Origin of the sequence: Collinsella sp. LCP21S3_C7 (genome assembly GCF_052118485.1) — a bacterium.
GTDB lineage: Bacteria > Actinomycetota > Coriobacteriia > Coriobacteriales > Coriobacteriaceae > Collinsella.
The window spans coordinates 15,938-39,328 of sequence record NZ_JBQKHC010000001.1 but is presented as its reverse complement, the minus strand read 5'-3'; the positions used below and the strand labels follow the sequence as shown (position 1 = coordinate 39,328).

Annotated in this window: 15 protein-coding genes and 2 tRNA genes; 13 read left to right on the top strand and 4 right to left on the bottom strand. The window is 63.3% G+C overall.

Features of this window, described 5'->3' with window-relative positions:
- Nucleotides 1-68 precede the first annotated feature (68 nt).
- The 13 genes from selA (at nt 69) to ACTQ1E_RS00125 (ending at nt 17,765) form a co-directional block, all read left to right on the top strand.
- On the top strand, nt 69-1,526 hold the full coding sequence (selA, locus tag ACTQ1E_RS00185; RefSeq protein ID WP_441564348.1) for an L-seryl-tRNA(Sec) selenium transferase: 1,458 nt from the start codon (nt 69-71) through the stop codon (nt 1,524-1,526).
- Complete coding sequence (selB, locus tag ACTQ1E_RS00180) at nt 1,523-3,490, top strand: selenocysteine-specific translation elongation factor (RefSeq protein WP_441536936.1); 1,968 nt, start codon at nt 1,523-1,525, stop codon at nt 3,488-3,490. Before selA ends, selB begins: the two co-directional genes overlap by 4 nt.
- Before the next feature lie 36 nt (nt 3,491-3,526).
- A tRNA-Sec gene (locus tag ACTQ1E_RS00175) sits at nt 3,527-3,623 on the top strand.
- A 349-nt stretch (nt 3,624-3,972) separates the two neighbouring features.
- Nucleotides 3,973-5,328: an NADP-specific glutamate dehydrogenase gene (gdhA, locus tag ACTQ1E_RS00170; RefSeq protein ID WP_154515369.1), complete on the top strand. Its 1,356-nt coding sequence runs from the start codon at nt 3,973-3,975 to the stop codon at nt 5,326-5,328.
- Nucleotides 5,329-5,461: 133 nt separating this feature from the next.
- On the top strand, nt 5,462-5,854 hold the full coding sequence (locus tag ACTQ1E_RS00165; RefSeq protein ID WP_441564347.1) for an FAD binding domain-containing protein: 393 nt from the start codon (nt 5,462-5,464) through the stop codon (nt 5,852-5,854).
- An 18-nt stretch (nt 5,855-5,872) separates the two neighbouring features.
- On the top strand, nt 5,873-6,364 hold the full coding sequence (locus tag ACTQ1E_RS00160; RefSeq protein WP_441564346.1) for a hypothetical protein: 492 nt from the start codon (nt 5,873-5,875) through the stop codon (nt 6,362-6,364).
- Complete coding sequence (locus ACTQ1E_RS00155; RefSeq protein ID WP_441564345.1) at nt 6,364-9,195, top strand: molybdopterin-dependent oxidoreductase; 2,832 nt, start codon at nt 6,364-6,366, stop codon at nt 9,193-9,195. The genes ACTQ1E_RS00160 and ACTQ1E_RS00155 overlap by 1 nt, the downstream gene beginning before the upstream one ends.
- A gap of 270 nt (nt 9,196-9,465) precedes the next feature.
- Nucleotides 9,466-9,549, top strand: a tRNA-Leu gene (locus tag ACTQ1E_RS00150).
- Between the two features lie 88 nt (nt 9,550-9,637).
- Nucleotides 9,638-10,939 carry a trigger factor gene (tig, locus tag ACTQ1E_RS00145; protein WP_370450562.1) on the top strand — a complete coding sequence of 434 codons (1,302 nt, stop codon included), beginning with the start codon at nt 9,638-9,640 and terminating at the stop codon, nt 10,937-10,939.
- A 163-nt stretch (nt 10,940-11,102) separates the two neighbouring features.
- On the top strand, nt 11,103-11,723 hold the full coding sequence (locus ACTQ1E_RS00140) for an ATP-dependent Clp protease proteolytic subunit (RefSeq protein ID WP_022095182.1): 621 nt from the start codon (nt 11,103-11,105) through the stop codon (nt 11,721-11,723).
- Between the two features lies 1 nt (nt 11,724).
- On the top strand, nt 11,725-13,140 hold the full coding sequence (clpX, locus tag ACTQ1E_RS00135) for an ATP-dependent Clp protease ATP-binding subunit ClpX (RefSeq protein ID WP_154515377.1): 1,416 nt from the start codon (nt 11,725-11,727) through the stop codon (nt 13,138-13,140).
- Between the two features lie 307 nt (nt 13,141-13,447).
- Nucleotides 13,448-16,144 (top strand): valine--tRNA ligase, encoded by a 2,697-nt coding sequence (locus ACTQ1E_RS00130; protein WP_441564344.1) that lies wholly within the window; start codon nt 13,448-13,450, stop codon nt 16,142-16,144.
- A 277-nt stretch (nt 16,145-16,421) separates the two neighbouring features.
- Nucleotides 16,422-17,765, top strand: coding sequence for a bifunctional folylpolyglutamate synthase/dihydrofolate synthase (locus ACTQ1E_RS00125; RefSeq protein ID WP_441564343.1), 1,344 nt, complete (start codon nt 16,422-16,424; stop codon nt 17,763-17,765).
- A gap of 239 nt (nt 17,766-18,004) precedes the next feature.
- Here the strand turns inward: ACTQ1E_RS00125 and ACTQ1E_RS00120 are convergent, their stop codons facing one another.
- From ACTQ1E_RS00120 to ACTQ1E_RS00105, 4 genes are all read right to left on the bottom strand, one after another.
- A complete protein-coding gene (locus ACTQ1E_RS00120) occupies nt 18,005-19,093 on the bottom strand; it encodes a M24 family metallopeptidase (protein ID WP_441031795.1) in 1,089 nt (362 codons plus the stop codon).
- Between the two features lie 467 nt (nt 19,094-19,560).
- Nucleotides 19,561-19,959, bottom strand: a complete 399-nt coding sequence (locus tag ACTQ1E_RS00115) for a DUF1667 domain-containing protein (RefSeq protein ID WP_441564342.1) — start codon at nt 19,957-19,959, stop codon at nt 19,561-19,563.
- 2 nt (nt 19,960-19,961) lie between these two features.
- Nucleotides 19,962-21,383 carry an NAD(P)/FAD-dependent oxidoreductase gene (locus ACTQ1E_RS00110; RefSeq protein WP_441564341.1) on the bottom strand — a complete coding sequence of 474 codons (1,422 nt, stop codon included), beginning with the start codon at nt 21,381-21,383 and terminating at the stop codon, nt 19,962-19,964.
- 1 nt (nt 21,384) lies between these two features.
- Entirely contained in the window at nt 21,385-22,857 is a 1,473-nt protein-coding gene (locus ACTQ1E_RS00105; protein WP_441564340.1) for an NAD(P)/FAD-dependent oxidoreductase, read from the bottom strand.
- Between the last annotated feature and the right edge of the window lie 534 nt (nt 22,858-23,391).

The window sequence follows — 23,391 nt, the reverse complement described above, 5'->3', positions numbered from 1 at the left end:
GCCGATCGAATCGGCTGATAGTTTGACGTTCGAACGATTGATTCACCTTTGGTTTTGAAAGGCCGCACATGAGCGATAGCCAGAACATGTCCGATGAGGTTCGCGCCCGCCTGCGCGCCATTCCCTCCGTCAACGAGCTGCTCGCCGAGTGGCCGGTAGTGAAGGCGGCGGGGGAGACCTGCGACGCGGTGGTGCATGCCGCCGTCACGGCCGAGCTCGACGAGGAACGCGCCGCCATTCGCGCCGGTGCCGCCCCGCGCTCTAAGCGCGACCTGGCCTCGGCGATCGAGTGGCGTGCGCACCGCTCCGCGCTGCCGAGCCTGCGCCCTGCCGTCAACGCCACGGGCGTGGTCATCCATACCAACTTGGGCCGCGCCCCGCTCGCGGAGTCGGCGGCAAAGGCCGTGGCCGAGGTTGCGCGCGGGTACAGTACGCTCGAGTACAGCGTGGACACCTGCTCGCGCGGGTCGCGCAAGGAACACGCCGCGCAGCTGATCCGCTCGCTCACCGGCGCCGAGGACGCGCTTGTGGTCAACAACAACGCCGCCGCGGTGCTGCTGGTGCTGGCGACCCATGCCGCAGGCAAGGAGGTCATCGTTAGCCGCGGCGAGCTTGTCGAGATCGGCGGCAGCTTTCGCATCCCCGATGTCATGGCGTCTTCGGGCGCCAAGCTCGTCGAGGTCGGCGCCACCAACCGCACGCACCTAGCAGATTATGAGCAAGCCATCACGCCCGATACGGCCATGATTCTCAAGGTCCATCCTTCCAACTATCGCATCGAGGGCTTTCACGAGGAAGTGAGCTCTCGGGAGCTTGCGGCGCTTGCTCACAAGCATGGCCTGCTGTTCTATGAGGACCAGGGGTCGGGCGCGCTCCTGCCCGATGACATCCTGGTGCGCGGTGGCGAGGAACCCACGCCGGCTTCGGTCGCGGCGGGGCTCGATATCGTGTCGTGCTCGGGCGATAAGCTGCTGGGCGCGGCGCAGGCGGGCATCATCATGGGCCGTCGCGATCTGGTCCAGGCCTGCGGCGCACATCCGCTCATGCGCGCTCTGCGTCCGGGCAAGTTGGCGCTTACGGCGCTCGAGGCCACGCTGCGTATCTACATGGACGGCGCCGATGTTGCCCATCGCGATATTCCGGTGCTCAGCATGCTTACGCTGCCGCAGGCCCATTTGGAGCGACGTGCCCGCAAGCTGCGCGATCGTATGGTCGCCGGGCTCGATAAGGCCGGTTGCCCGTGCGCCGTTCAGGTGGAGATCGTCGAGGAATCGTCGACCCCCGGTGGCGGCTCGCTGCCTACCATGGAGTTGCCCACGATGTGCGTTGCCGTGCGTCTTGTTGACGCGCGCCTGACGGTCGATGCGCTCAAGCGCTCGCTTGTCCAGGACTTCGACACGCCGGTCGTCACGCGAACCTCGCACGATCGCATTTTGTTTGACGTTCGTACGCTCGTGGGCGACCGCGATATCGAGACGGCGGCGTCGACGCTTGCCGCATGCGTTGAGAAGGCGATTGCTCGATGAGTGAGGTCCAGGCGCTGGCGGAGTGTCCCGTTATCGTTGGCACGGCGGGCCACGTCGACCACGGTAAGTCGGCATTGATCGAGGCACTGACCGGCAAGAATCCCGACCGTCTGGAGGTTGAGCGTCGTCGAGGTATGACCGTTGAGCTTGGCTTTGGCGAGCTGGCGCTGCCGAGTGGCAAGATTGTCGGCCTGGTCGACGTGCCTGGCCATGCCCACTACCTGCGCGCCATGGTGCAGGGCGCCACGGGTATCGACGTGGCCGTGCTGGTGGTTTCGGCCGTCGAGGGCGTGATGCCGCAGACCCGCGAGCACGTGCATGTGCTGGAGCTGCTGGGCGTTACGCATATGGTGGTCGCGTTGACGATGTGCGACCTGGCCGATGCCGAGATGACCGAGCTTGCCGAGCTCGATGTCGATGACTTTTTGTCGGGTACCGTGTTTGCGGGCGCGCCGATGGTGCCCGTGTCGTCCAAGACGGGCGAGGGGATCGACGGGCTGCTTGCGGTGCTCGACGAGCAGGTTGCCGCTTGCTGGGATTCCTGCCGCGACCGTTCCGATTGGAGCGATGCCGCGTCTCGCCTGCCGATTGACCGCTGCTTTACGATCAAGGGTGTCGGCACCGTCGTTACGGGAACGCTGCACGATGCGCCGGTTGCGGTGGGCGACGAGCTGATGGCTTTGCCGTCGCGTACGGTCTGTCATGTGCGCGGGATTCAGGTGCATGGCGATACGCCGCGCGCGCTGCCTGGGCAACGCGTGGCGCTTAACCTGGTCGGTGACGGTGTCGCGGCGCTTGACCGTGGTGAGATGCTGGGCGCGGAGGGTCGCTTTGGTCAGACGTTGCGCTTTATGATGACGTTTACCTACCTGGGCCGCGAGGGCGCCAAGCCGCGCGTGCTCGAGTCGGGCGCGCGCGTGCACGTGATGGCCGGCACGGCCGAGGTCATCGGCCGCGTCATGCTTTTGGAGGGAGAGGCCCCCATGGCGGTGGGCGAGACCCGTACCGTGCAGGTGCGCCTGGAGGAGCCATTGCCGCTGCGCGCCGGAGACCATGCCGTGGTGCTGTCGTATTCGCCCGTTATGCTCATCGGCGGCGGGCGTGTGCTGCTTTCGCGTTGCCGTCGCTCGCGCGAGCTTTCGGCCGGCGAGCGTGCGCTGTTTGCGGCGCTTGAAGCCGGCGATGCCGTTGCTGGCGTAGACGCGTGGCTGGCGCTGCAGGCGCTGCCGGTTGCGGCGGCGGATGTTGCCGAGGCGCTCGATCTTGTTGCCGGTGAGGCCGATGCCGCGCTGGGCGAGTTGGTGGCGCGAGGCGTTGTTTGCGAGCTTGCCGGCTCGGGCGGCACGTTGTATGCGAATGGCGCCGTGCTCGATGCCGCCATGGACGTGCTGGCGGCTACCCTGTCTGCCATGCACGCGGCGGCTCCCAGGGAGACGGGTTTTACGCCCGGCACCGTTGCCCATGCTGCGTGGCCTGCCGCCGATGAAGGCGTTGCCGCGGCTCTGATTGCCGCGGGCTGCTCGCGTGGCGTGTGCGCCGCCGAGGGCACCGAGGTGTTCGACCCGCACTCCGCTGCTGCCGCGGCGCGTGTGGTGCGCGAGGCGTGTGAGCGCATTGTGGCGCTGCTCGACGGGGCCGGCCTCGATGCGCCGACGCTGCCCGAGGTGGGTGAGCGACTGCAGCTCGACCGCGACACCATGACGCGCGCCCTGCGCGAGCTTTCGCTCAACCGCTCGATCGTTAAGGTCGAGCGCGACGTTGCCCTGTCCGCCGCCGCCGAGGTCCATGCGCGCGAGCTTGTCGCCGCTGCTATTGAGGCAGCCGGCGGCGCCGCCACCACGAGTGTGCTGCGCGAGGCTCTGGGCGTGTCGCGCAAACGTGCCATCAGCATCTTGGAGCACCTGGATGCCGTGCGCTTTACGGTGCTCGACAAGGAAGCCGGTGGCCTGAGGTCCCTGCGCTAGACTGGCTGCTCGGTTTGGTAAAATACCGCCGCACTTGGGAACGGATGGGCTCCGGTGGGCTCCGCGGTCCTCAAAACCGTTGCGAGGCGTGCAAAACGTCTTGGATGTGTTCGATTCACATACGTTCCCGCCACACGCCACCAGCGCTTTTGTGTTCGCGGTCTTGCTGCGTGCCGCAAAGGCGCTGTTTTGTTTTTGTGCGGGTCCGCCGTGTCGTCTGTCTTGTCGCCGGTGTGCCCGGGCGCATCATGTGTCCCCAATGTGGTGGTTTGGAACATGTGGACGAAACAGCTTCGAAACACGCGATTTGTACGTCGGGCGCTCAAAAACGCTTCTACCTGCATCGTAATCAAAACGAAACATCTGCTCGTCGGCTTATGCGAAACTTTGCTGCAACAGTGCGATATTATCCATACACGATAAAGTTCGCGGCGCATAGGGTGCCGTGACCGACATTTTCGTTTCCCATCATTGGAGGAAGCATGAGCTACACGCAGAAAGTTCTCGAAGAGCTCAAGGCCCGCTATCCCGAGCAGCCTGAGTTCATCCAGGCCGCGACCGAGATCCTCGGCACCATCCAGCCGGCGCTCGATGCCCACCCCGAGTACGAGGAGGCCGCCCTGCTGGAGCGCCTCGTCGAGCCCGAGCGCATCGTCATGTTCCGTGTTCCCTGGGTCGACGATCAGGGCAAGGTTCAGGTCAACCGCGGTTACCGCGTCGAGTTCAACTCTGCCATTGGACCCTACAAGGGCGGCCTGCGCTTTAACCCGACGGTCACCCTGGGTATGCTCAAGTTCCTGGGTCTGGAGCAGATCCTCAAGAACAGCCTGACCACCCTTCCCATGGGCGGCGGCAAGGGCGGCTCCGACTTTGACCCCAAGGGCAAGTCCAACAACGAGATCATGCACTTCTGCCAGTCCTTCATGACCGAGCTCTATCGCCACATTGGCCCCAACACCGACGTTCCCGCCGGCGACCTGGGCGTTGGCGGCCGCGAGGTTGCCTACATGTTCGGTCAGTACAAGCGCCTGACCAACGAGTGGACCGGCGTCCTTACCGGCAAGGGCCTCTCCTTTGGCGGCTCGCTCGCCCGTACCGAGGCCACCGGTTACGGTCTGGTCTACTTTGTGGACGAGTACCTCAAGAGCCGCGGCGACTCCTTCGAGGGCAAGAACGTTGTCGTTCACGGCTCCGGTAACGTCGCTATCTACGCGGTCCAGAAGGTCGCCCAGCTCGGCGGCAAGGTGCTCGCCTGCTCCGATACCCACGGCTGGGTCGAGGATCCCGACGGCATCGACTACACCGTGCTCGAGCACGTCTACAACAAGAAGCGCTCCGGCCACGACAAGGGCGTCACGCTCGCCATGTATGTTGACGAGAAGCCCAACGCCGTGTGGCACGAGGGCGACGGCCGCGGCGTGTGGCAGCTGCCCTGCGACATCGCGCTGCCCTGCGCTCGCGAGAACACGCTGCTGCTCGAGGACGCCCAGGCGCTCGTCGCCAACGGCTGCAAGGTGGTCGGCGAGGGCGCGAACATGCCCACGACCATCGAGGCCACGACTTACTTCCAGGAGAACGGCGTCGCCTTTATGCCCGGTAAGGCTGCCAACGCCGGCGGCGTGCTCGTGTCCGGCCTGGAGATGAGCCAGAACGCCGAGCACCTGTCCTGGACCTTCGAGGAGGTCGACGGCAAGCTCGAGCAGCTCATGCGCGGCATGTTCCACAACGTGGACGACACCGCCAAGGAGTACGGCCAGGAGGGCAACTTTGTCATGGGCGCCAACATCGCCGGCTTCCTGAAGGTCGCCGACGCCATGCTCGCCCAGGGCGTCTGCTAAATCTTCGCTCGACATAGCATGTGATGAGGCTCCCAGCCATCCGGTTGGGAGCCTTTTTCTATGGTGGCGAGGGCTGTGCGCCCTCGTTTGGTACACTTAGAGGTACTGGACAAGTGAAGAGATGGGGGAGAACGTGCTCAGGTTCGGTACCTACGTTCGCGTTGGAAACGCGGCCGAAGCCTATGAGCTCTTACAGAAGAACCGCAACAACAAGATTGTGGGCGGCGGCATCTGGATGCGCCTGGGTTCGCGTCGCGTGGCGACGGCGATTGACCTTTCGGCCTGCGGACTCGATCAGATCGAGGAGACCGAGACCGAGTTTCGCATCGGTGCCATGTGCACCCTGCGCCAGCTCGAGCGCCATGCCGAGCTCAACGCGCTTGTCAACCATGTCTTTGAGTTCGCCGTCCACGATATCGTGGGCGTGCAGCTGCGCAACACCGCCACGGTGGGCGGCAGCATCTACGGTCGCTTTGGTTTCTCGGACGTGCTCTCGGCCTTTTTGGCGCTCGATTCGTACGTTTAGCTGACGGGTGCCGGCCGCGTGCCGCTCGCTGAGTTCGTGGATATGGGCTACGTGCGCGACGTGATCGAGTACGTGGTGGTCGTTAAGCACGATTACCGCGCAAGCTACGAGGCCGTGCGCAAGGCCGCGACCGACTTCCCCTCCTTAAACGTCACCGCTGCCTGGTGGGACAACAGCTGGCATGTCACCGTGGGCGCCCGCCCGCTGCGCGCGACCCTGCTGCAGGGCGAGGCGTGCGGCCTGGTGAGCGAGCAGCCTTCCGAGGACGAGCTGCGCGCCCTGGCCGCGTCCGTACGCGCACTGAGCTACGGCACCAACCTGTGGGGCTCGGCCGACTATCGCCGTTGCATCTCGGCGCCGCTTGCCGTGCAGGCCGTGCGCCGCGCCGCTGGCATCGAGCTTTCGGCCTCGCTTGCCCGCGAGCTCGAGGGCGTGCAAGTGCCTAAGTTTGCCACGGACGAGTATTCCTGCCGCCGCGTGCCCGGCGTCGATTCTAGCGAGGTGCGCTAATGGCTGCCAAACTCATCGATCTTTCCTTTACGCTCAACGGCCGCAAGGTCAAGGTTCAGATTGCCCCCGACACCATGCTCTTTGCGCTGCTGCGCGAGCAGGGCTGCGCGTCGGTGCGCTGCGCCTGCGAAACCACCAACTGCGGCCTGTGCACGGTGTGGCTCGATGGCGACCCGGTGCTGAGCTGCTCGGTTCCCGCTGCGCGCGTCGAGGGCCGCTCCGTCACCGCGCTCGAGGGCCTCAAGGCCGAGTCCGAGGCGCTCGCCCACGCAATGGCTGCCGAAGGCGCCGAGCAGTGCGGTTTTTGCGCCCCCGGCCTCATCATGAACGTGCTGGCGCTTGCCCGCGCCGCCAAGGAGGACCCGAGCCTCGTCGCCACGCGCGAGGAGCTCTCGCGCCAGCTCGCCGGCAACCTCTGCCGTTGCAGCGGCTACGAGAGCCAGCTGCGCGCCATCGTCCGCTTCCTTAACGAGTCCGGTGTGCAGGTGGGCTTTGAGATGCCCGAGCTTCCGGTCAACGACACCAGCTGCGATGGCGTCTCGTACAAGCAGATCACCCATAAGCAGCCCAAGAAGGACTCGAAGGCCCTGCTCGAGGGGCGTCCCGTCTACACAGGAGACCTGGTGCCCGCCGGCGCCCTGATCGTCAAGCTCAAGCGCAGCCCGTATGCCCGTGCCAAGATCCGCTCCATCGATACGTCGCGCGCCCTGAAGGTGCCCGGCGTGGTGGGCGTCTACACCTACGAGGACGTGCCCAAGCGCCGCTTTACCATCGCCGGCCAGAGCTATCCGCAGCCGAGCCCCTACGACCGCCTGATCCTCGAGAACCTGGTGCGCTACCAAAACGAGGAGGTGGCGATCGTCGCCGCCGAGACCGAGGAGGCCGCCGACAAGGCACTCAAGCTCATCAAGGTCGACTACGAGGTGCTCGAGCCCCTGCTCGACTTTACCCAGGCGCTCGATAACGACATCGTGGTCCACCCCGAGGGCGACGTGACCTTTATGTTCCCGCAGGGCGGCGACGTTGCTCGCAACCTGGTGTGCAGCGGTACCAGCGATTTTGGCGACCTGGACGAGGCCTTCGCCCAGAGCGACATCGTCTTTGAGCGCACCTACACCAGCCAGGCCACGCAGACTGCGCCCATGGAGACCTTCCGTGCCTTCGCGACGACCGACGCGTTCGGCCGCATCTCGGTGACCACCTCCACGCAGGTTCCCTTCCATGTGCGCCGCATGGTCGCGCAGTCGCTCGACATTCCGCAGTCGCAGGTGCAGGTTATTAAGCCGCGCATCGGCGGCGGCTTTGGCTCCAAGCAGACGGGCTGCTGCGAGATCTTCGTGGCGTTCGTGACGCAGCAGACCGGCCGTCCGAGCTATTGCTGCTACACCCGCGAGGAGACCATCACTGCGGGCAACTCGCGTCACCAGATGCAGATGACCGTCAAGCTGGGCGCCATGAACGACGGCACCATCACGGCCATCGACCTGCACACGTTGTCCAACGCCGGCGCGTATGGCGAACATGCCACCACGACGATCGGCCTCTCGGGCCACAAGAGCCTGCCCATCTACAACCACGTGAAGGCGAGCCGCTTTAGGTGGGACGCCGTCTACACCAACACCAACCGCGGCGGTGCGTATCGCGGCTACGGCGCCACCCAGGGCCAGTTTGCCGTGGAGAGCGCCGTCAACGAGCTCGCCGACATGCTGCACATGGATCCCGCCGACCTGCGCCTTAAGAACATCGTGCGCGAGGGCGAGATTATGCCGCAGTACTACAACGAAAAGCTCAACGCCTGCGCGCTCGACCGCTGCCTGCTGCGTGCGATGGACATGATCGGCTGGCGCGACAAGCCGCTGGCCGTGGACCTGGGCGACCGCGTGCGCGCCTTGGGCTGCGCGCTCACCATGCAGGGCTCGGGCATCTCCAACGTGGATATCGGCGGCATCGACATGCGCCTGGAGGAGGACGGCTTCATTACCATCGGCACCGGCGCCACCGATAACGGCATGGGTGTCGACACGATCCTGGCGCAGATTGCCGCCGAGGAGCTGGGCGTGGAGAGCTCGCTTATCGTGGTGCGCGGCGTGGACACCGACGTCTCGCCGTTCGATGCCGGTTCGTACGCGAGCTCGGGCACGTACGTGACGGGCCTGGCAGCCAAGAATGCCGCGACCGAGCTGCGCGAGAAGATCTGCGCCAAGGCCGCCCAGATGTGGGACGTGGACGCCGCCGACGTGGTCTTTGATGGCCAGTACGTGCGTCTGTCTGACGAGCGCGCCGCTCGCGAGTGCGGCCGCTACCTCACGCTGCGCGACTTTGCCAACCTGTGCGTCAAGAACATCGCGGGCGGCGACGCGCTCACCTCGCATGCTTCTGCCTGCCTGCCCGTTTCGCCTCCGCCGTTTATGGCTGGCATTGCCGAGGTCGAGGTCGACAAGGCCACCGGCAAGGTGACTGTGGTGGACTATGCGGCGGCTGTGGACTGCGGCACCGTGATCAACGAGGCACTCGCGCGCGTCCAGGCCGAGGGCGGCATTGCCCAGGGCATCGGTCACGCGCTCTACGAGATTGTCGAGCACGACGACCGCGGTCGCCTGCGCACCGGTAACTTTATGAGCTACAAGCTGCCCACGCGCCTGGATATCGGCAGCATTCGCGTGGCCTTTGAGCCGAGCTACGAGCCGACGGGCCCGTTTGGCGCCAAGTCGATCGGCGAGGTCGTCATCAACACACCGCTCGCCGCCGTTGCCTCGGCCGTGGCGCACGCCACCGGCCACCAGGTTCGCTCGCTGCCGATCACGCCCGAGAAGGCCCTGCTGGGGGAGTAGGCGAGGCGCGGCAGCCGCCGCTCTTTGGCAAGCCCGAGGAAACTGCAGGCCACTTTTCAACCGAATTGTGGGCTGCGGGAGATAGCCGATGGGGGTAGCTAATTTGGGACGGGGCTTTTTTAGCTACCCCCAAAAGCGGGGTAGCTAAAAAAGCCCCGTCCCAAATTAGCTACCCTGTTCCGCTGTAACTCGTGGTGAGGTCGTGGGCCTAAAAAGGTGTGCGTGCGCTTGCCGTTCGTATCTGCTATCATTCCTAGTCTGTGCGCTCATGCGGGCGTGGCGGAATTGGTAGACGCGCCAGATTTAGGTTCTGGTGGGATTCCCGTGAAGGTTCGAGTCCTTTCGCCCGCACCAACGCACCTGCGTCGGCCTCGGCCGTCGCGACACTTTGTTGCATAAAGGTACCAGCACCTCAGATAAGCTGGGCAGTATGAGGAGGAACGTGTTGAACATCACCGCTTCTGACGTCAAGGACGCCAAGCTCACCGCTACGGTCACCATCCCGGCCGCCGACGTCGACGCCGCGATCAAGAAGGCCTACAAGGACACCGCCAAGAAGTACCGCTTCCCGGGCTTCCGTGCCGGCAAGGCTCCCCGTCCGGTCATCGACGCTGCTCTTGGCGCCGAGGCCACCCTCGCTCAGGCCACCAACGATCTGATCGCCGCCAACGAGCCCGCCGTCCTCAACGAGCTGGACATCGTCCCCACCAAGAACGGTGACTACAAGGAGCTCGACCTCGCCAAGGATCACGAGGACTACACCTACACCGTCGAGTTCTCTCTGCGTCCTGCCGCCGAGCTCTCCTCCTACGACGCCGTCGAGATCGAGATGCCTCCCGCGGAGGTCACCGAGTCCGAGATCAACAACCAGGTCGAGATGCTCCTCAACTACCGTGCCACCTTCGAGGACGTCGAGGATCGTGCCGTCGAGGCCGAGGACTACGTTACCGTCGACCTCAAGGCCGTCGAGAACGCCGACAACTTCGCTGCCGAGGGCCGCATGCTCATTGCCGGTAGCGACAGCAACCCCAAGGAGTTCAACGAGGCTCTGATCGGTGCTAACGTCGACGACGTCAAGACCGTCACCTGGACCGACGAGGTCGAGGATGGCGAGGAGGCCGAGACCCACACCGTCGAGGTCACCGTCAAGGGCATCAAGGTCCGCAACACCCCCGAGCTCACCGACGAGCTTGTCAAGTCCGACTTTGGCTTCGACAGCATCGACGCTATGCGCGACGCCATCAAGCTCGAGATCGAGCAGGACAAGGCTTCCCGCCTTCCGGCCGAGAAGGAGAACCGTTGCGTCGCCGCTCTCGCCGAGCGCCTGCAGCTCGAGGAGATGGACGCCGACTACGAGCAGTCTGTCTTTGAGGAGCTTGGCCAGAACTTCCTGTCCAACCTCGCTGCCCGCGGCATGACGCTGGACACCTGGCTGCCCGCTTCCGGCCTGACCATGGAGCAGTTCATCGGCGACCTGCACAAGCAGGCCAACGACGTTGCCCGCGAGTCCCTGGCGCTCGACGCCCTCGCCCGTGAGCTCAAGATCGAGGTCACCGAGGACGACGTCAACGCCGAGTTCGAGAAGGCCGGCGTCAAGGACGTCGAGGCTTCCAAGGCCGAGTTCATCGCCGATGGACGCATGCCTGCCGTCCGCGAGTCCATCCGTCGCTCCAAGGCCGTCGACCACCTGGTCGAGAACGCCAAGGTGACCGAGGTCGACGAGACCGCCAAGGACGCCGAGTAATTCTCGCCACCTTTCCCGCGAGCGCATGCAGGCGCCCGTGATGGGGTAAAGTTATAAACCGGTTATTCGGTTGCTTCGTACGGTGCCAGCCAATGCATAGCATGCGGGCACCGTACGTTTATCTAGAACCAATTTGGTCCGCAAGAGAGAAATGGAGATGCGTATGATCGCTAAGTTCGATTCCGCCCTCGTGCCATACGTTATCGAGCAGACGCCGCGCGGCGAGCGCAGCTACGATATCTATTCGCGCCTGCTCAACGACCGCATCATCTTCTTGGGCGAGGAGATCAACTCCGTCAGCGCCAACCTGGTCGTTGCCCAGCTGCTGCATCTTGAGAGCCAGGATGCCGAGAAGGATATCTCGCTCTACATCAATTCGCCCGGTGGCGAGGTCTACTCCGGCCTGGCGATTCTGGACACTATGAACTTTATCAAGCCGCAGGTCTCCACCATTTGCGTCGGTATGGCCGCGTCTATGGCCGCCGTGCTGCTTTCGGCCGGCGCCAAGGGCAAGCGCTTCTGCCTGCCGCACTCCAAGGTTATGATTCACCAGCCCAGTGGCGGTGCCCAGGGTCAGCAGACCGAGATCGAGATCGTGGCCGAGGAGATCAAGAAGACCCGTCGCGAGCTCAACCAGATCTTGTCCGACGCCTCGGGCCAGCCGATCGAGAAGGTCCAGGCCGATACCGAGCGCGACAACTACCTGACCGCTGCCGAGGCGCTTGACTATGGCCTGATCGACCGTATCGTTACCTCGCGCGATCTTGCCGCGAAGGACGCCTAGGATGGCCGGTAACATGCAGGACAACTTTGACGAGAACGGCAACCCCATCCGCTGCTCCTTCTGCGGAAAAGAGCAGGGTCAGGTGCGCCGCCTTGTAAAGGGCCCCACCAACATCTTTATCTGCGACGAGTGCGTTGCCGCCTGCTCCGAGATCTTGGAGGAGTCGCTGGCTTCGGACTTTATGGATGCCGCCTGCAACGGCAAGCTGCCGGGCTTCCTCAACGACCACGGTCAGGCTGCCGGGCAGCCTGCCATGGATCCCGAGGCCGAGGGCTTTGAGCTCGAGGACGACGTGCGTCAGGTCATCACGCACGTGCCGACCCCGCACGAGATCTATGACGAGCTTTCGGCCTATGTCATGGGTCAGGAAGACGCCAAGCGCGCCATGTCGGTTGCCGTGTACAACCACTACCGTCGCGTGATCGAGGGCGGCGCCGCGCTTTCGGCCTTTGACGAGGCCTCGGGTGCGGGTTCGCGGCTCGACGACGATATGGACGAGGTGGAGCTCGCCAAGTCTAACATCTTGCTGCTCGGTCCCACCGGTACCGGTAAGACCTTGCTCGCCCAGACGCTCGCGCGCATCCTCGAGGTGCCGTTTGCCATCGCCGACGCCACCGCACTCACCGAGGCCGGTTACGTGGGCGAGGACGTGGAGAACATCCTGCTCAAGCTCATCAATGCTGCCGATGGCGATATCGAGCGTGCGCAGGTCGGCATCATCTACGTGGACGAGATCGACAAGATCGCCCGCAAGGCCGAGAACCTCTCCATCACCCGCGACGTTTCGGGCGAGGGCGTTCAGCAGGCGCTGCTTAAGATCCTTGAGGGCACGGTGGCAAGCGTTCCGCCCACCGGCGGCCGCAAGCACCCCCAGCAGGAGCTGCTGCAGATCGACACGACCAATATCTTGTTTATCTGCGGCGGTGCCTTTGTGGGTCTGGACAAGATTATCGCCGATCGCGTGGGCAACAAGGGCGTGGGCTTTAACTCCGAGATCGCCGGCCCCACCTCGGTCGACGAGAACGACCTGCTGCGTCAGGTGCTCCCGCAGGACCTCAACGCCTTTGGTATGATCCCCGAGTTTGTGGGACGTACGCCCGTCGTCACCCAGACACAGGCGCTCGACGAGGACGACCTGGTGTCGATCCTGACCGAGCCAAAGAACGCCGTTGTGCGTCAGTACCGCAAGATGTTCCAGCTCGAGGACGTTGAACTTGAGTTTGAGGACGCCGCCCTGCACGAGATTGCTCGCATGGCGCTTGCCCGCAAGACCGGTGCCCGCGGCCTGCGCTCCATCTGCGAGGACGTGCTGCAGCAGACGATGTTCGACCTGCCGAGCGAGGAAGGAGTCGCCAAGGTCATCGTGACCGAAGCCTCCGTAAAGGGCACCGAACAGCCTCAGCGCATCTACGGCTAACCTGCCAAAAAGGGACAGGTTTATTTTGGCAGGTTTTATCAGGGAGAATGACGTTTGCCCATATAAAACCGACCAAAATAAACCTGTCCCTAAATGGTAGGTTTCGCAAATGTGAATTTGAATAGCCTCCGCCACCCGCGGTCGGAGGCTATTTTATATATACGCAATAACCCCAACTACCTGTGTTATTCTGTGTGTTTGTTTAAGCCTCAGCGAAGTCGTATCAGACTGAAGTAATCGATACCTAAGGGGAGGAATGCAGACCCTGGCGGGCCTACATTCCTCCCCGGTGGGACGGGAGAGATATATGGAAGAGATGCCCAAAAACTATGATCCGTCGACCAACGAGCCGGCGATCCTGCAGAAGTGGCTCGACGGCGGCTACTACAAGCGCCGCGAGGGCGTGGGCGACTGCACTGTCACCATTCCGCCTCCCAACGTGACCGGCAAGCTCCACATGGGTCACGCCACCGACGACTCCATCCAGGATGCCATCATCCGCATGGCCCGCATGCGCGGCAGGTCCACCCGCTGGGTGCTCGGTACCGACCACGCCGGCATCGCTACGCAGACCAAGGTCGACAAGAAGCTCAAGAGCGAGGGCATCAGCCGCCTGGAGATCGGCCGCGATAAGTTTGTCGACGCCTGCTGGGATTGGACCCACGAGTACGGCGGCATCATCGTCGAGCAGATCAAGCGTATGGGCTGCTCCGTCGACTTTGATAACGAGCGCTTTACCATGGACGAGGACTACGCCCAGGCCGTGCGCAAGGTGTTCTGCGACTGGTACCACGACGGCCTGATCTACCGCGGCAAGCGCATCGTCAACTGGTGCCCCAACTGCACCACCGCCATCTCGGACGACGAGGCCGAGTACAAGGACGAGAAGGGTCACCTGTGGCACCTGCGCTACCCGCTGACCGAGCCGGTCAACGGCCAGGACTACATCGTCGTCGCCACTACGCGCCCCGAGACCATGCTCGGCGACACGGGCGTGGCCGTCTCCCCGAAGGACCCCGAGAAGGCCGCCTTTGTGGGTAAGACCGTCAAGCTCCCCATCGTCGACCGCGAGATCCCCATCTTTGAGGATTGGCATGTCGACGCCAACTTTGGCTCCGGCTTTGTCAAGGTCACCCCGGCCCACGACCCCAACGACTACGCCATGGGTCAGGCCCACGACTTGCCGCAGATCAACATCTTTGACGAGCATGCGGTGGTCGTCGAGGGCTACGGCGAGTTTACCGGCATGACCCGCGAGGAGTGCCGCGAGGCCGTCATCAAGTGGTTTGAGGAGCACGACCTGCTCGATCACGTCGAGGATCACGATCACTCCGTCATGCACTGCTACCGTTGCGACTCCGCACTGGAGCCGTGGCTGTCCGAGCAGTGGTTTGTGGCCGTCGACAAGCTCAAGGGGCCGGCGCTCGATGCCGTCAACTCCGGCAAGGTGACCTTCCACCCCGCGCGTTGGACGCAGACCTATACCACCTGGATGGAGAACCTCAAGGACTGGTGCATCAGCCGTCAGCTTTGGTGGGGCCACCGTATTCCCGTGTTCTACTGCGAGGACTGCGGCTGGGAGGATGCCCTTACCGAGGACACCGACGTGTGCCCTAAGTGCGGCGGTCGTCACGTGCATCAGGACGAGAACGTGCTTGACACCTGGTTCAGCTCGCAGCTGTGGACTTTCGCCACGCAGGGCTGGCCCCAAAAGCCGGAGCTGCTCGAGGGACATCACCCCACGACGGCGCTCGTCACCGCGCGCGACATCATCGCGCTGTGGGTCGCCCGCATGGTCATGAGTTCGCTGTACTTCCTGGACGAGGTGCCGTTTAAGGATGTCGTCATCTACCCGACGATTCTTGCCAAGGACGGCAGCCGCATGTCCAAGTCCAAGGGCAACGGCGTTGACCCCATGGACCTCATTGGCATGTACGGTGCCGACGCCATGCGTTACAACCTGCTGACGCTCTGCACCAATAACCAGGACGTCAAGTTTGACGCGAACATCGATAAGAAGACCAAGAAGCTTATCGACAGCCCGCGTACCGAGCAGGCCAAGTCGTTTGTGACCAAGATCTGGAACGCCAGCCGCTTCCTGCTTATGAACATGGAGGGCTACACGCCCGGCGAGCCTGTCGTAGAGACGCCGGCCGACGCCTGGATGTTCAGTCGTCTGGCCAAGGCCGTCAAGATGGTTACCGAGGGCATCGAGAATTACACCTTTGGCGACATGGCCCGCGGCGTTCAGCAGTTCTTCTGGAACGAGGTCTGCGACTGGTACGTCGAAGTCACCAAGGCGCGCCTGAAGGGCGAGGGCCGTCTGCAGGCGCAGCGAAACCTGATCTTTGTGCTCGATACCTCTATTCGCCTGATGCACCCGCTCATGCCGTTTGTCACCGAGGAGATCTGGGACAACATGCCGGCGAGCGTGCTCGACCTGGACGCCGAGGGCAACGTGGACCGCGCCGAGGCGCTCATGATCGCCAAGTGGCCCGAGCCTGCCGACTATGTCAAGTATGTCGATGAGGACGCCGAGCGCGCGTTTGAGCTGTGTCGCACCGTCGTTTCTGCCGCCCGTGCCACGCGTTCGCGTTATCGCTTGAGCCCCAAGGCCGAGCTCGACGTGGTCGTGCGTGCCGGTGCCGAGGACATCGAGAAGCTCGAGAGCCTGCGCTCGACCATCGAGCCGCTGGCCAATACCGCCTCGCTGGTCATGGGTACCGATGTTGAGAAGCCGGCCGCGAGCATCGCCGTGGTCGACAGCGGCGTCGAGGTCTTTGTGGTGCTCGAGGGCAAGGTTGACCTTTCGGCCGAGAAGGCACGTCTGGAGAAGGAGATTGCCGCGGCCCAGAAGGAGCTCGCCGGCTGCGAGAAGACGCTCGCCAACGAGGGCTTTGTGGCCAAGGCCGCGCCCGCGGTGGTCCAGAAGAAGAGGGACCGTGCAGCTGAGCTCAAGGAGATCCTGGAGGCGCTGACTGCTCAGGTTGCTGACTTCTCGTAGGCGTTACTGGGGGACGCGGTTTGGGGCATTGCTCGCTACTGCGGACAGTCCTGCTCGCACGAAGGCCACATTAAGTGGCCTTCGGCTCGTGCGGAACTTGTATCGAGCAAAGCCCCAAACCGCTCCCAGGTCGTTTACGTGGTTGTTTGCAACTGGTGGGTTAGGCCACTTGGCTGTGGCCTTGATTCTGCTGCAAAGCGGTGTTTGGCTGATATTTTGAATGGGAGGGGCTCGTTGTTGATTCGGGCCTCTTTTTATGTTGAGGGGACTTTGGGTTATGGCTAAGCGTTCTGGGTCGTATGTCGTTCCTTTCTCGTTTGAGTTGCTTTCGTTTAGTGAGGCTGTGGGGCTTGCTGCCGATACGGGGCGGATTTCTGGGGATGCTGGTCCTCTGCTCGAGACGGTTGTCGATATGCTCGATGAGCTGGGGCGGCCGGACGAGTACTTTGATTGCATTCAGGTTGCCGGTACCAATGGCAAGACTTCGACCACGCGTTTTTCGGCTGCTATCCTTCGCGGCGAGGGGCTCAAGGCTGCGCTTTATACGTCGCCGCAGCTTGTTCGCTATCCCGAGCGCATGGAGGTCGATGGGCACGTCGTGAGCGATGAGGCGTTTGCCCGTGGCGTTTCTGCTGCTGTTGAGGCGGGGCATCGAGTGAATGCGCGCCGCGTGGTGGCGGGGGAGCGTGCCTATACCATCACGCCGTTTGACCTGCTGACGGCCGCCGCGCTTGTGGTGTTTGCCGAGGCTCGCGTGGATGTCGCCGTGCTCGAGGTCGGCATGGGCGGTCGCTGGGACGCCACGAGCGCGACCGATCCCGTTGCCGTTGCCATCACGGGCATCGGACTCGACCACACGCGCATTCTGGGCGATACGCTCGAGGCGATTGCGGGGGAGAAGGCTGCGGTCATTAAGCCCGGACGCCTGGTTGTGCTGGGCGAGGGCACGCATGAGCCGAGCGTTCAGCGCGTTATGGACAACCGTTGTCGCGAGTGTGGTGTGGTGCCGCTGGTGGTGAGCCACGCCACGACCAAGGTGCCGGCGCATGTGGGCGATACGGTTGAGTTTAGCTGCACCACGCCGCGTGCGATTTATACGTCGAGCATGGTTAAGCCGGCGTATCAGCCGCAGAATGCCGCGTGCGCGATTATGCTCTGCGAGGGGTATCTGGGTCGCGAGCTCGACCACGAGGCGCTTGATGCTTCGCTTATGGGCTGCCCCACGCCGGGCCGTTTTGATGTGCTGGGAACCGACCCGCTCAAGCTGATCGACGCCTGCCATAACCCCCAGAGTTGCGAGAACTTTGTGAGCGCCTTGGACGAGATCGATCCGTGCGTAGAGAATCGCCCCACGTTGCTGTGCGCCGCGCTGGCAGACAAGGACGTGGCGGGTATCGTCGACGTGCTGATCCCGGCCTTCCCGCGCGTGGTCGTCACACAGACCGATTCCGATCGCGCCCTGCCGGCGGAGGAGCTTGCTGCCCTGGTGGATTCCGATAAGCTCGCAGGCGTGTACCCCAGCGTGTCCGAGGCCCTCGCAGCCTTTGAGGCCGCAGGCGAGCCCTTCATAGCAGCAGGCACCATCACCCTGGCCGGCGAAGTTGCCGGTCTGCTACGCTAGATCCCTTCCGCAGGGTAGCTAGTTTGCCTGCTCGCCACGAAATGGGCCTATCTACTACGTTTGACCGGCTACCCTCAACCATGCCGAGAATCGCAAAATCAAAACCGCAGGTAGAAGGCTTGCCAATTTTCAAAAAATACCCGCATGGTCGCCCCATGCGGGTTAAACGTAGTAGATAGGCCCATTTCGTGGCGACATTCATGTGATGCGGCAAAGGGGCTGTCCCTTTGCCGCATTGCCTAGTCTAGGCGGACCGGATCGTGGGGGTAGGCGTTGAGAATCTCGACGCCGCTCTCGGTGACCAGGGCAAGGTCCTCGATGCGGACGCCGGTGCGGCCGGGGAGGTAGATGCCCGGCTCGATGGAAAACGTCATGCCCGGCTCCACGACCTGCTCGTTGACGAGCGAGACGTCGCCCGGCTCGTGGTCTTGCAGGCCGATCGAGTGTCCCAGACGGTGCGTAAAGTACTTGCCATAACCCGCGTCCTCAATCACGTCGCGCGCGGCACGGTCCAGGTCGCACATGCGCACGCCCGGGGCGATGAGCGCCTCGGCGGCCTCGTTGGCGCGGCGCACGATGTCGTAGATGCGTGCCGTCTCCTCGTCCGGCTCGCCCCAAAAGAACGTGCGCGTCATGTCCGAGCAATAGTTGCGGCGACGTCCGCCAATGTCGAACAGCACCACGTCGCCACGCTTGAGTACCGTATCGTCTGGCTCGTGGTGCGGGTCGCCGGCGTTGGCGCCAAAGCTCACGATGGGCGGAAAGCTAAAGCCCTCGCAATCGTGCTTGCGATACAGGCCGAGCATCTGGTCGGCGATCTCGCGCTCTGTCACGCCTTCGTGGACGAGCTCGATCGCGTCGGCCATCACGGCGTCGTTAGCGGCCGAGGACACGCGCATAAGCTCCTGCTCGGCGGCGTCTTTGTAGGTTCGCGCGGCGGTCACGGCAAAATCGCCTAGGAAGAATTCGCTCGCGGCATGGCGCTCCATGAGGGGCATCAAGAAGCCGGAGCGCATGACGGTGTCGATGCCGAGCGGTTTGGTCGGATCAACCTCGCGAGCGATGGCGTCGGCCACGACGTCGGTATCGGTGTGGTACGCGACGCGGGCATTGTCATACTCGGGCAGCTGATGCAGCGCGTTGACCAAGATCACGGGCTCGCTACCGCGTGCGAGCAGTACGCCGCAAAAACGCTCGAACATATCGGCATAAAAGCCGGTCAGGTAATAAATCGACCACGGGTCGTTTACGAGCAGCTGCGCGCCGGGGTGCTGAGCCTCGAGCGCATCGAGCACGCGTGCCACGCGCTGGTCATCGACATGTGCCATACATCGTCCTTTCGTTAGGTTGCCACCATGGTATCCCCAATGCCAGGGTAGTCAATTTGGGACGGGGCTATTTTAGCTGCGTCAAACATGCGAGCTGATAGGTAAAAGTAGTCAATATGGTCCCGTCCCAAATGGGCTGGTTTCAAAACTATGGCGGATTACGGGGCTGGACCTGTATTACTTGACCATGGGAAAAATCGCGAAATTAAAACCGCAGGTAGAAGGCTTATCAAAAATCGAAAATTGCCGGTATGGGTGGGAGTCTCCGAATCACCCCCGTAATCCGGCATAGTTTTGAAATGGCACTAAAGTAGGCACAAGCTAAATACCGATCCCAAGGCAAGTTGCGGTGGAATAGTCCCTTGATGCCGGGGTTTTGGCGGAAATCGGGAATTATTTCACCGCAATTGAGGAGGGGCGGGGTGGATGGCGGGGTAGCTAAAAGAGCACCGTCCCAATCGAGCTGCTTAGGCCGGGTCGATGTCCATGCTGGCGATGAGGTCGGTACCGGTGTCTAGGAGGTTGGGGAGGACTACATCGCCCATGCGGATGGGGGCTTTGACCACTAGGCCGCGGATGAGGTCCATGGCTTGGGCATGGAGTTCGAGCGGGATGGCTTCGGCCGTGCGAACGGGCAGCAGTGCCTCGTCGCCGCCTGATACTGCCACGGTGGTAGTGAGGACGCGCATGGGGCAGGTGAGCTCCTGATGTGCGAACTTATCGCCGCGCGGGCAGCTGTTGCCGGTCACGGCGCGCACCGTCGCCACTCGGTCGTCGGCCCCGCGCTCCACTTCCACCGTAAGGAGGCACTCGGATGGGCAGGTGGTGCAGTTGAACTGTAGCGTCTCGATCGCATTTGTGCTCATGGCTATGCCTCCTCGACGGGCTCGACGGAAAGGATAATCTCGCTGGCACCCAGGTCGAGCGCTCGCTGTATCACCTTTGCCGGCAGCGGGAAGCTTTCCATAACGCTCGGTTTAAACGCGCGGACCTTGCCCGTAAGCAGTTCCTCGTCGCCCGCCAGAATGCGCACGCGGGCGGCATCGACCGGCCGGCGCACGCGGAAGTTGAGCCTGGTGAGTGCCACGGCCGTAATGCGTCCCGGCAGCGCGTAGCCGGCAATGTCGGCAGGGGAGACCGTGAGCTGGCAGCCAGCGCCCGTTTCGACATCCGCGCCGGTCCCCAGCGCGTACGTCGCCGCGGCTGCGCCGGCACGCTCGGACTCGGTCGTCACGTTATCGGCCAGGTCGTGCACGTGCAGCACGTTGCCGCAGGCAAAGATGCCTGGCACGCCCGTCTGCAGGCTCTGGTCCACCACGGCGCCGCGCGTGCGCGGGTCAAGCTCAACACCCGCGCCTACCGAAAGCTCGTTCTCGGGAATCAAACCTACCGAAAGCAGCAGCGTGTCGCACGGAACGATGCGATCGGTCCCCGGAATGGGCGCCAGATTTTCGTCGACCTGGCTCACCTCGACGGCCTCCACGCGGTCGTGCCCAATCACGCGCGTGACGGTGGTGGACAGGTGCAGCGGAATGCCAAAATCGTCCAGGCAGTTCTTCACATTGCGGCGCAGGCCGTTGGCGTATGGCATAAGCTCGTACACGCCCTCGACCGAAATCCCCTCGAGCGTGCAGCGACGCGCCATGATGAGCCCAATGTCGCCCGAGCCTAAAATGACGGCGCGCGAGCCGGGCTTGAGGTTGTCGATGTTGATGTAACGCTGCGCCAGGCCGGCGGTAAACACGCCGGCGGGGCGGCTGCCGGGAATCTTGATCTCGCTGCGCGTGCGCTCGCGACACCCCATGGCAAGGACGACGGCGCGCCCGGTGAGCTGCAACATGCCGGCGGGGCTCATGAGCGTGACGGTGTGTGCCGAGGCTTCGCTCGCCGCGCCACTTGCGCCCGCGCCTGCGACTTTGTCCTCGCTTGAGTCGATCCCAATCACCATACTGTCCAGGAACAGTGCGATATCGGTTTTGCGCACCTGGTCGATAAAGCGCTGTGCGTACTCGGGACCGGTCAGTTCCTGCTTAAAGTGTGAGAGGCCAAAGCCCGGGTGGATGCACTGGCGCAGGATGCCGCCCAGGTGCTGTTCGCGCTCAACGATGGCCACGCGCGCTCCGGCCTTGTGTGCGGCAAGTGCGGCCGCCATGCCGGCAGGTCCGCCGCCGATAACGACTACGTCGAACGCCTGCGTCTGCACGGCGCCGGCAGCAATTGATGCCCTGTCGGCATCTGCGCAAGTGCACTCGACGCCCGATACCGCACCCATATCGATACTCGTCGCCATCCTAGCGCACCCCCTTCAACGGTCCCTCTACCAGCCAGGATCCATCGTCTTCCAACGGTACCTCGCTGGAGTCGCAGCCCAGCTCGCGGGCCAGAATCCGCACCACGCGGCTCTGGCAAAAGCCGCTCTGGCACCGACCCATGCCGGCACGGCAGCGGCGTTTGACGCCCTCGACCGAAACCGCACCCGGGCGGCGTCGGATCGCTGCCACGATCTCGGCCTCGGGCACCGTCTCGCAGCGGCAGACGATCTGCCCCCACGCGGGGTCGGACTCGATCAGCTCTTCCTTGCGCGCAAGCGGCGCGCGGTCAAAGTCGTCCGGCGCGCGACGAATCGGATCCCAATCGGCCCGCTCGCGCAAAGCAACGCCCGCCTCGCGCAGCACCTGCTCCATTCTCTCGGCAATGGCCGGAGCGCTCGCTACGCCCGGCGACTGAATGCCCGCCGCCTGGAACAGCCCCGGCACCACGGCGGACTGTCCAATAAAAAAGTCGTTCGTTCCCTTAATGACCGGACGCCCGCCGGCAAACGCTCGCACCACGCGGCGCGTGTCCAGATCGGGCACCAGCTTGCGCGCGCCGCTCAGCAGCGCGTCGACATCGCTCGCATAGGTCTGCGTGTCGCCCGCCTCGCGCACAGCGGCCGTCGCGGTGATCACCGTGTTGCCGTGGACGGTGCCCGTAACGATGACGCCCTTGGAAACCGGCGTGGGAACGGGGTAGAGCGGCATGAGTGCGCGCGGCTCCTTGTCCAGCACCACAATGTTGCCCTGGCGCCAGACCATCTGGAACTCCTCGGCGCCCGCCATATGCGAGATGTCTGCGGCGCCGTTGCCCGCCGCGTTAATCAAATAGCGGCAGCGCACATCACCGGCCGGTGTTACCAGCGTAAAACGAGCGGTCCCGTCACCGCTCCTGTCGCTAGCGCCGGGAGCTACCTCGATCGTCTCCACCGGTGCGGAGCGCACAAACGTCACGCCGTTGGCGACCGCGTTCTCCATCGCGGCGATGGCGACCTCAAACGGATCGACATAGCCGGTCGAGGGACACCACAGCGCGCACGTGGCCTGGGCGCTGGCGCGTGGCTCCAGCTCGTGGATGCGCTCGGCCCCGATGATCGCCAACTCGGGTACGCCGTTTGCCAGCCCGTTGCTTTGCAGCTGCTCCAGCTGCGCGCGGTCTTGGTCGCTAAAGCCCAGCACCATGGACCCGGTGCGGCAAAACAAAAAGCCCAGCTCCTGGGCCCACGTGCCATATAGCTCGCAGCCGCGGGCGTTGACCTGGGCCTTAACCGTGCCCGGCGCCGGATCGTAGCCGGCGTGCACCAGGCCACCGTTGGCCTTCGACGCGCCCAGGGCAATGTCGTTGGCCGCCTCGACCACGCAGATGGACAGGTCATAGCGTGCGAGCTGCCGCGCGATGGCGCATCCGGTGATGCCCGCGCCCACAATCGCGATATCAAACGTTTCTGTCACAGTGCCTCCCAGAAGAGTTGACAGGCTGTCAATAAGGCTATCCTACGGTGTGCGCATCCCCCGCGCAGCGGCAATGCGGCGAACAGCCCCGCTGCATCCGCCAACGGCAGGCGAGGGGAGACTCAGGTCAATCGGTGACCTCGTCTGGCACCCCTGTTGTCAAAGGTTTGTCTCGTTCTGTAACGGTAAGCAGAAGAGTTGGGTTCCAGATGTTACAGATCGAGACGTTTGCCAGGCGGGCCCTCTGTTTGTCTTGATTTGTAACAGTAAGATTAGAAAATCGGTCCTATGTGTTACAGATTGAGATTTAAAGTCAGGGAGAGGTCATCTGTCTCGATCTGTAACATCTCGGGACCGTTTTGGGGTCTAGATGTTACAGATTTAGATGAACCCATCAGTCGGTTTCGAATGTCTAAATCTGTAACAGTTAGACCTGTTTTTGCCGAGTTGTTGTTACAGATTGAGATATTGAGATTGGACATTTTCCTTTGTCTTGATCTGTAACAGATAGAAGGGGTTCTGGCCCCTAGTTGT

What these genes read in the sequence shown, in the direction of transcription:
- selA (WP_441564348.1), top strand. Translation starts at nt 69, where the DNA reads ATGAGCGATAGCCAGAACATGTCCGATGAGGTTCGCGCCCGCCTGCGC.
- selB (WP_441536936.1), top strand. Translation starts at nt 1,523, where the DNA reads ATGAGTGAGGTCCAGGCGCTGGCGGAGTGTCCCGTTATCGTTGGCACG.
- gdhA (WP_154515369.1), top strand. Translation starts at nt 3,973, where the DNA reads ATGAGCTACACGCAGAAAGTTCTCGAAGAGCTCAAGGCCCGCTATCCC.
- ACTQ1E_RS00155 (WP_441564345.1), top strand. Translation starts at nt 6,364, where the DNA reads ATGGCTGCCAAACTCATCGATCTTTCCTTTACGCTCAACGGCCGCAAG.
- ACTQ1E_RS00140 (WP_022095182.1), top strand. Translation starts at nt 11,103, where the DNA reads ATGATCGCTAAGTTCGATTCCGCCCTCGTGCCATACGTTATCGAGCAG.
- clpX (WP_154515377.1), top strand. Translation starts at nt 11,725, where the DNA reads ATGGCCGGTAACATGCAGGACAACTTTGACGAGAACGGCAACCCCATC.
- ACTQ1E_RS00130 (WP_441564344.1), top strand. Translation starts at nt 13,448, where the DNA reads ATGGAAGAGATGCCCAAAAACTATGATCCGTCGACCAACGAGCCGGCG.
- ACTQ1E_RS00125 (WP_441564343.1), top strand. Translation starts at nt 16,422, where the DNA reads ATGGCTAAGCGTTCTGGGTCGTATGTCGTTCCTTTCTCGTTTGAGTTG.
- ACTQ1E_RS00120 (WP_441031795.1), bottom strand. Translation starts at nt 19,093, where the DNA reads ATGGCACATGTCGATGACCAGCGCGTGGCACGCGTGCTCGATGCGCTC.
- ACTQ1E_RS00115 (WP_441564342.1), bottom strand. Translation starts at nt 19,959, where the DNA reads ATGAGCACAAATGCGATCGAGACGCTACAGTTCAACTGCACCACCTGC.
- ACTQ1E_RS00110 (WP_441564341.1), bottom strand. Translation starts at nt 21,383, where the DNA reads ATGGCGACGAGTATCGATATGGGTGCGGTATCGGGCGTCGAGTGCACT.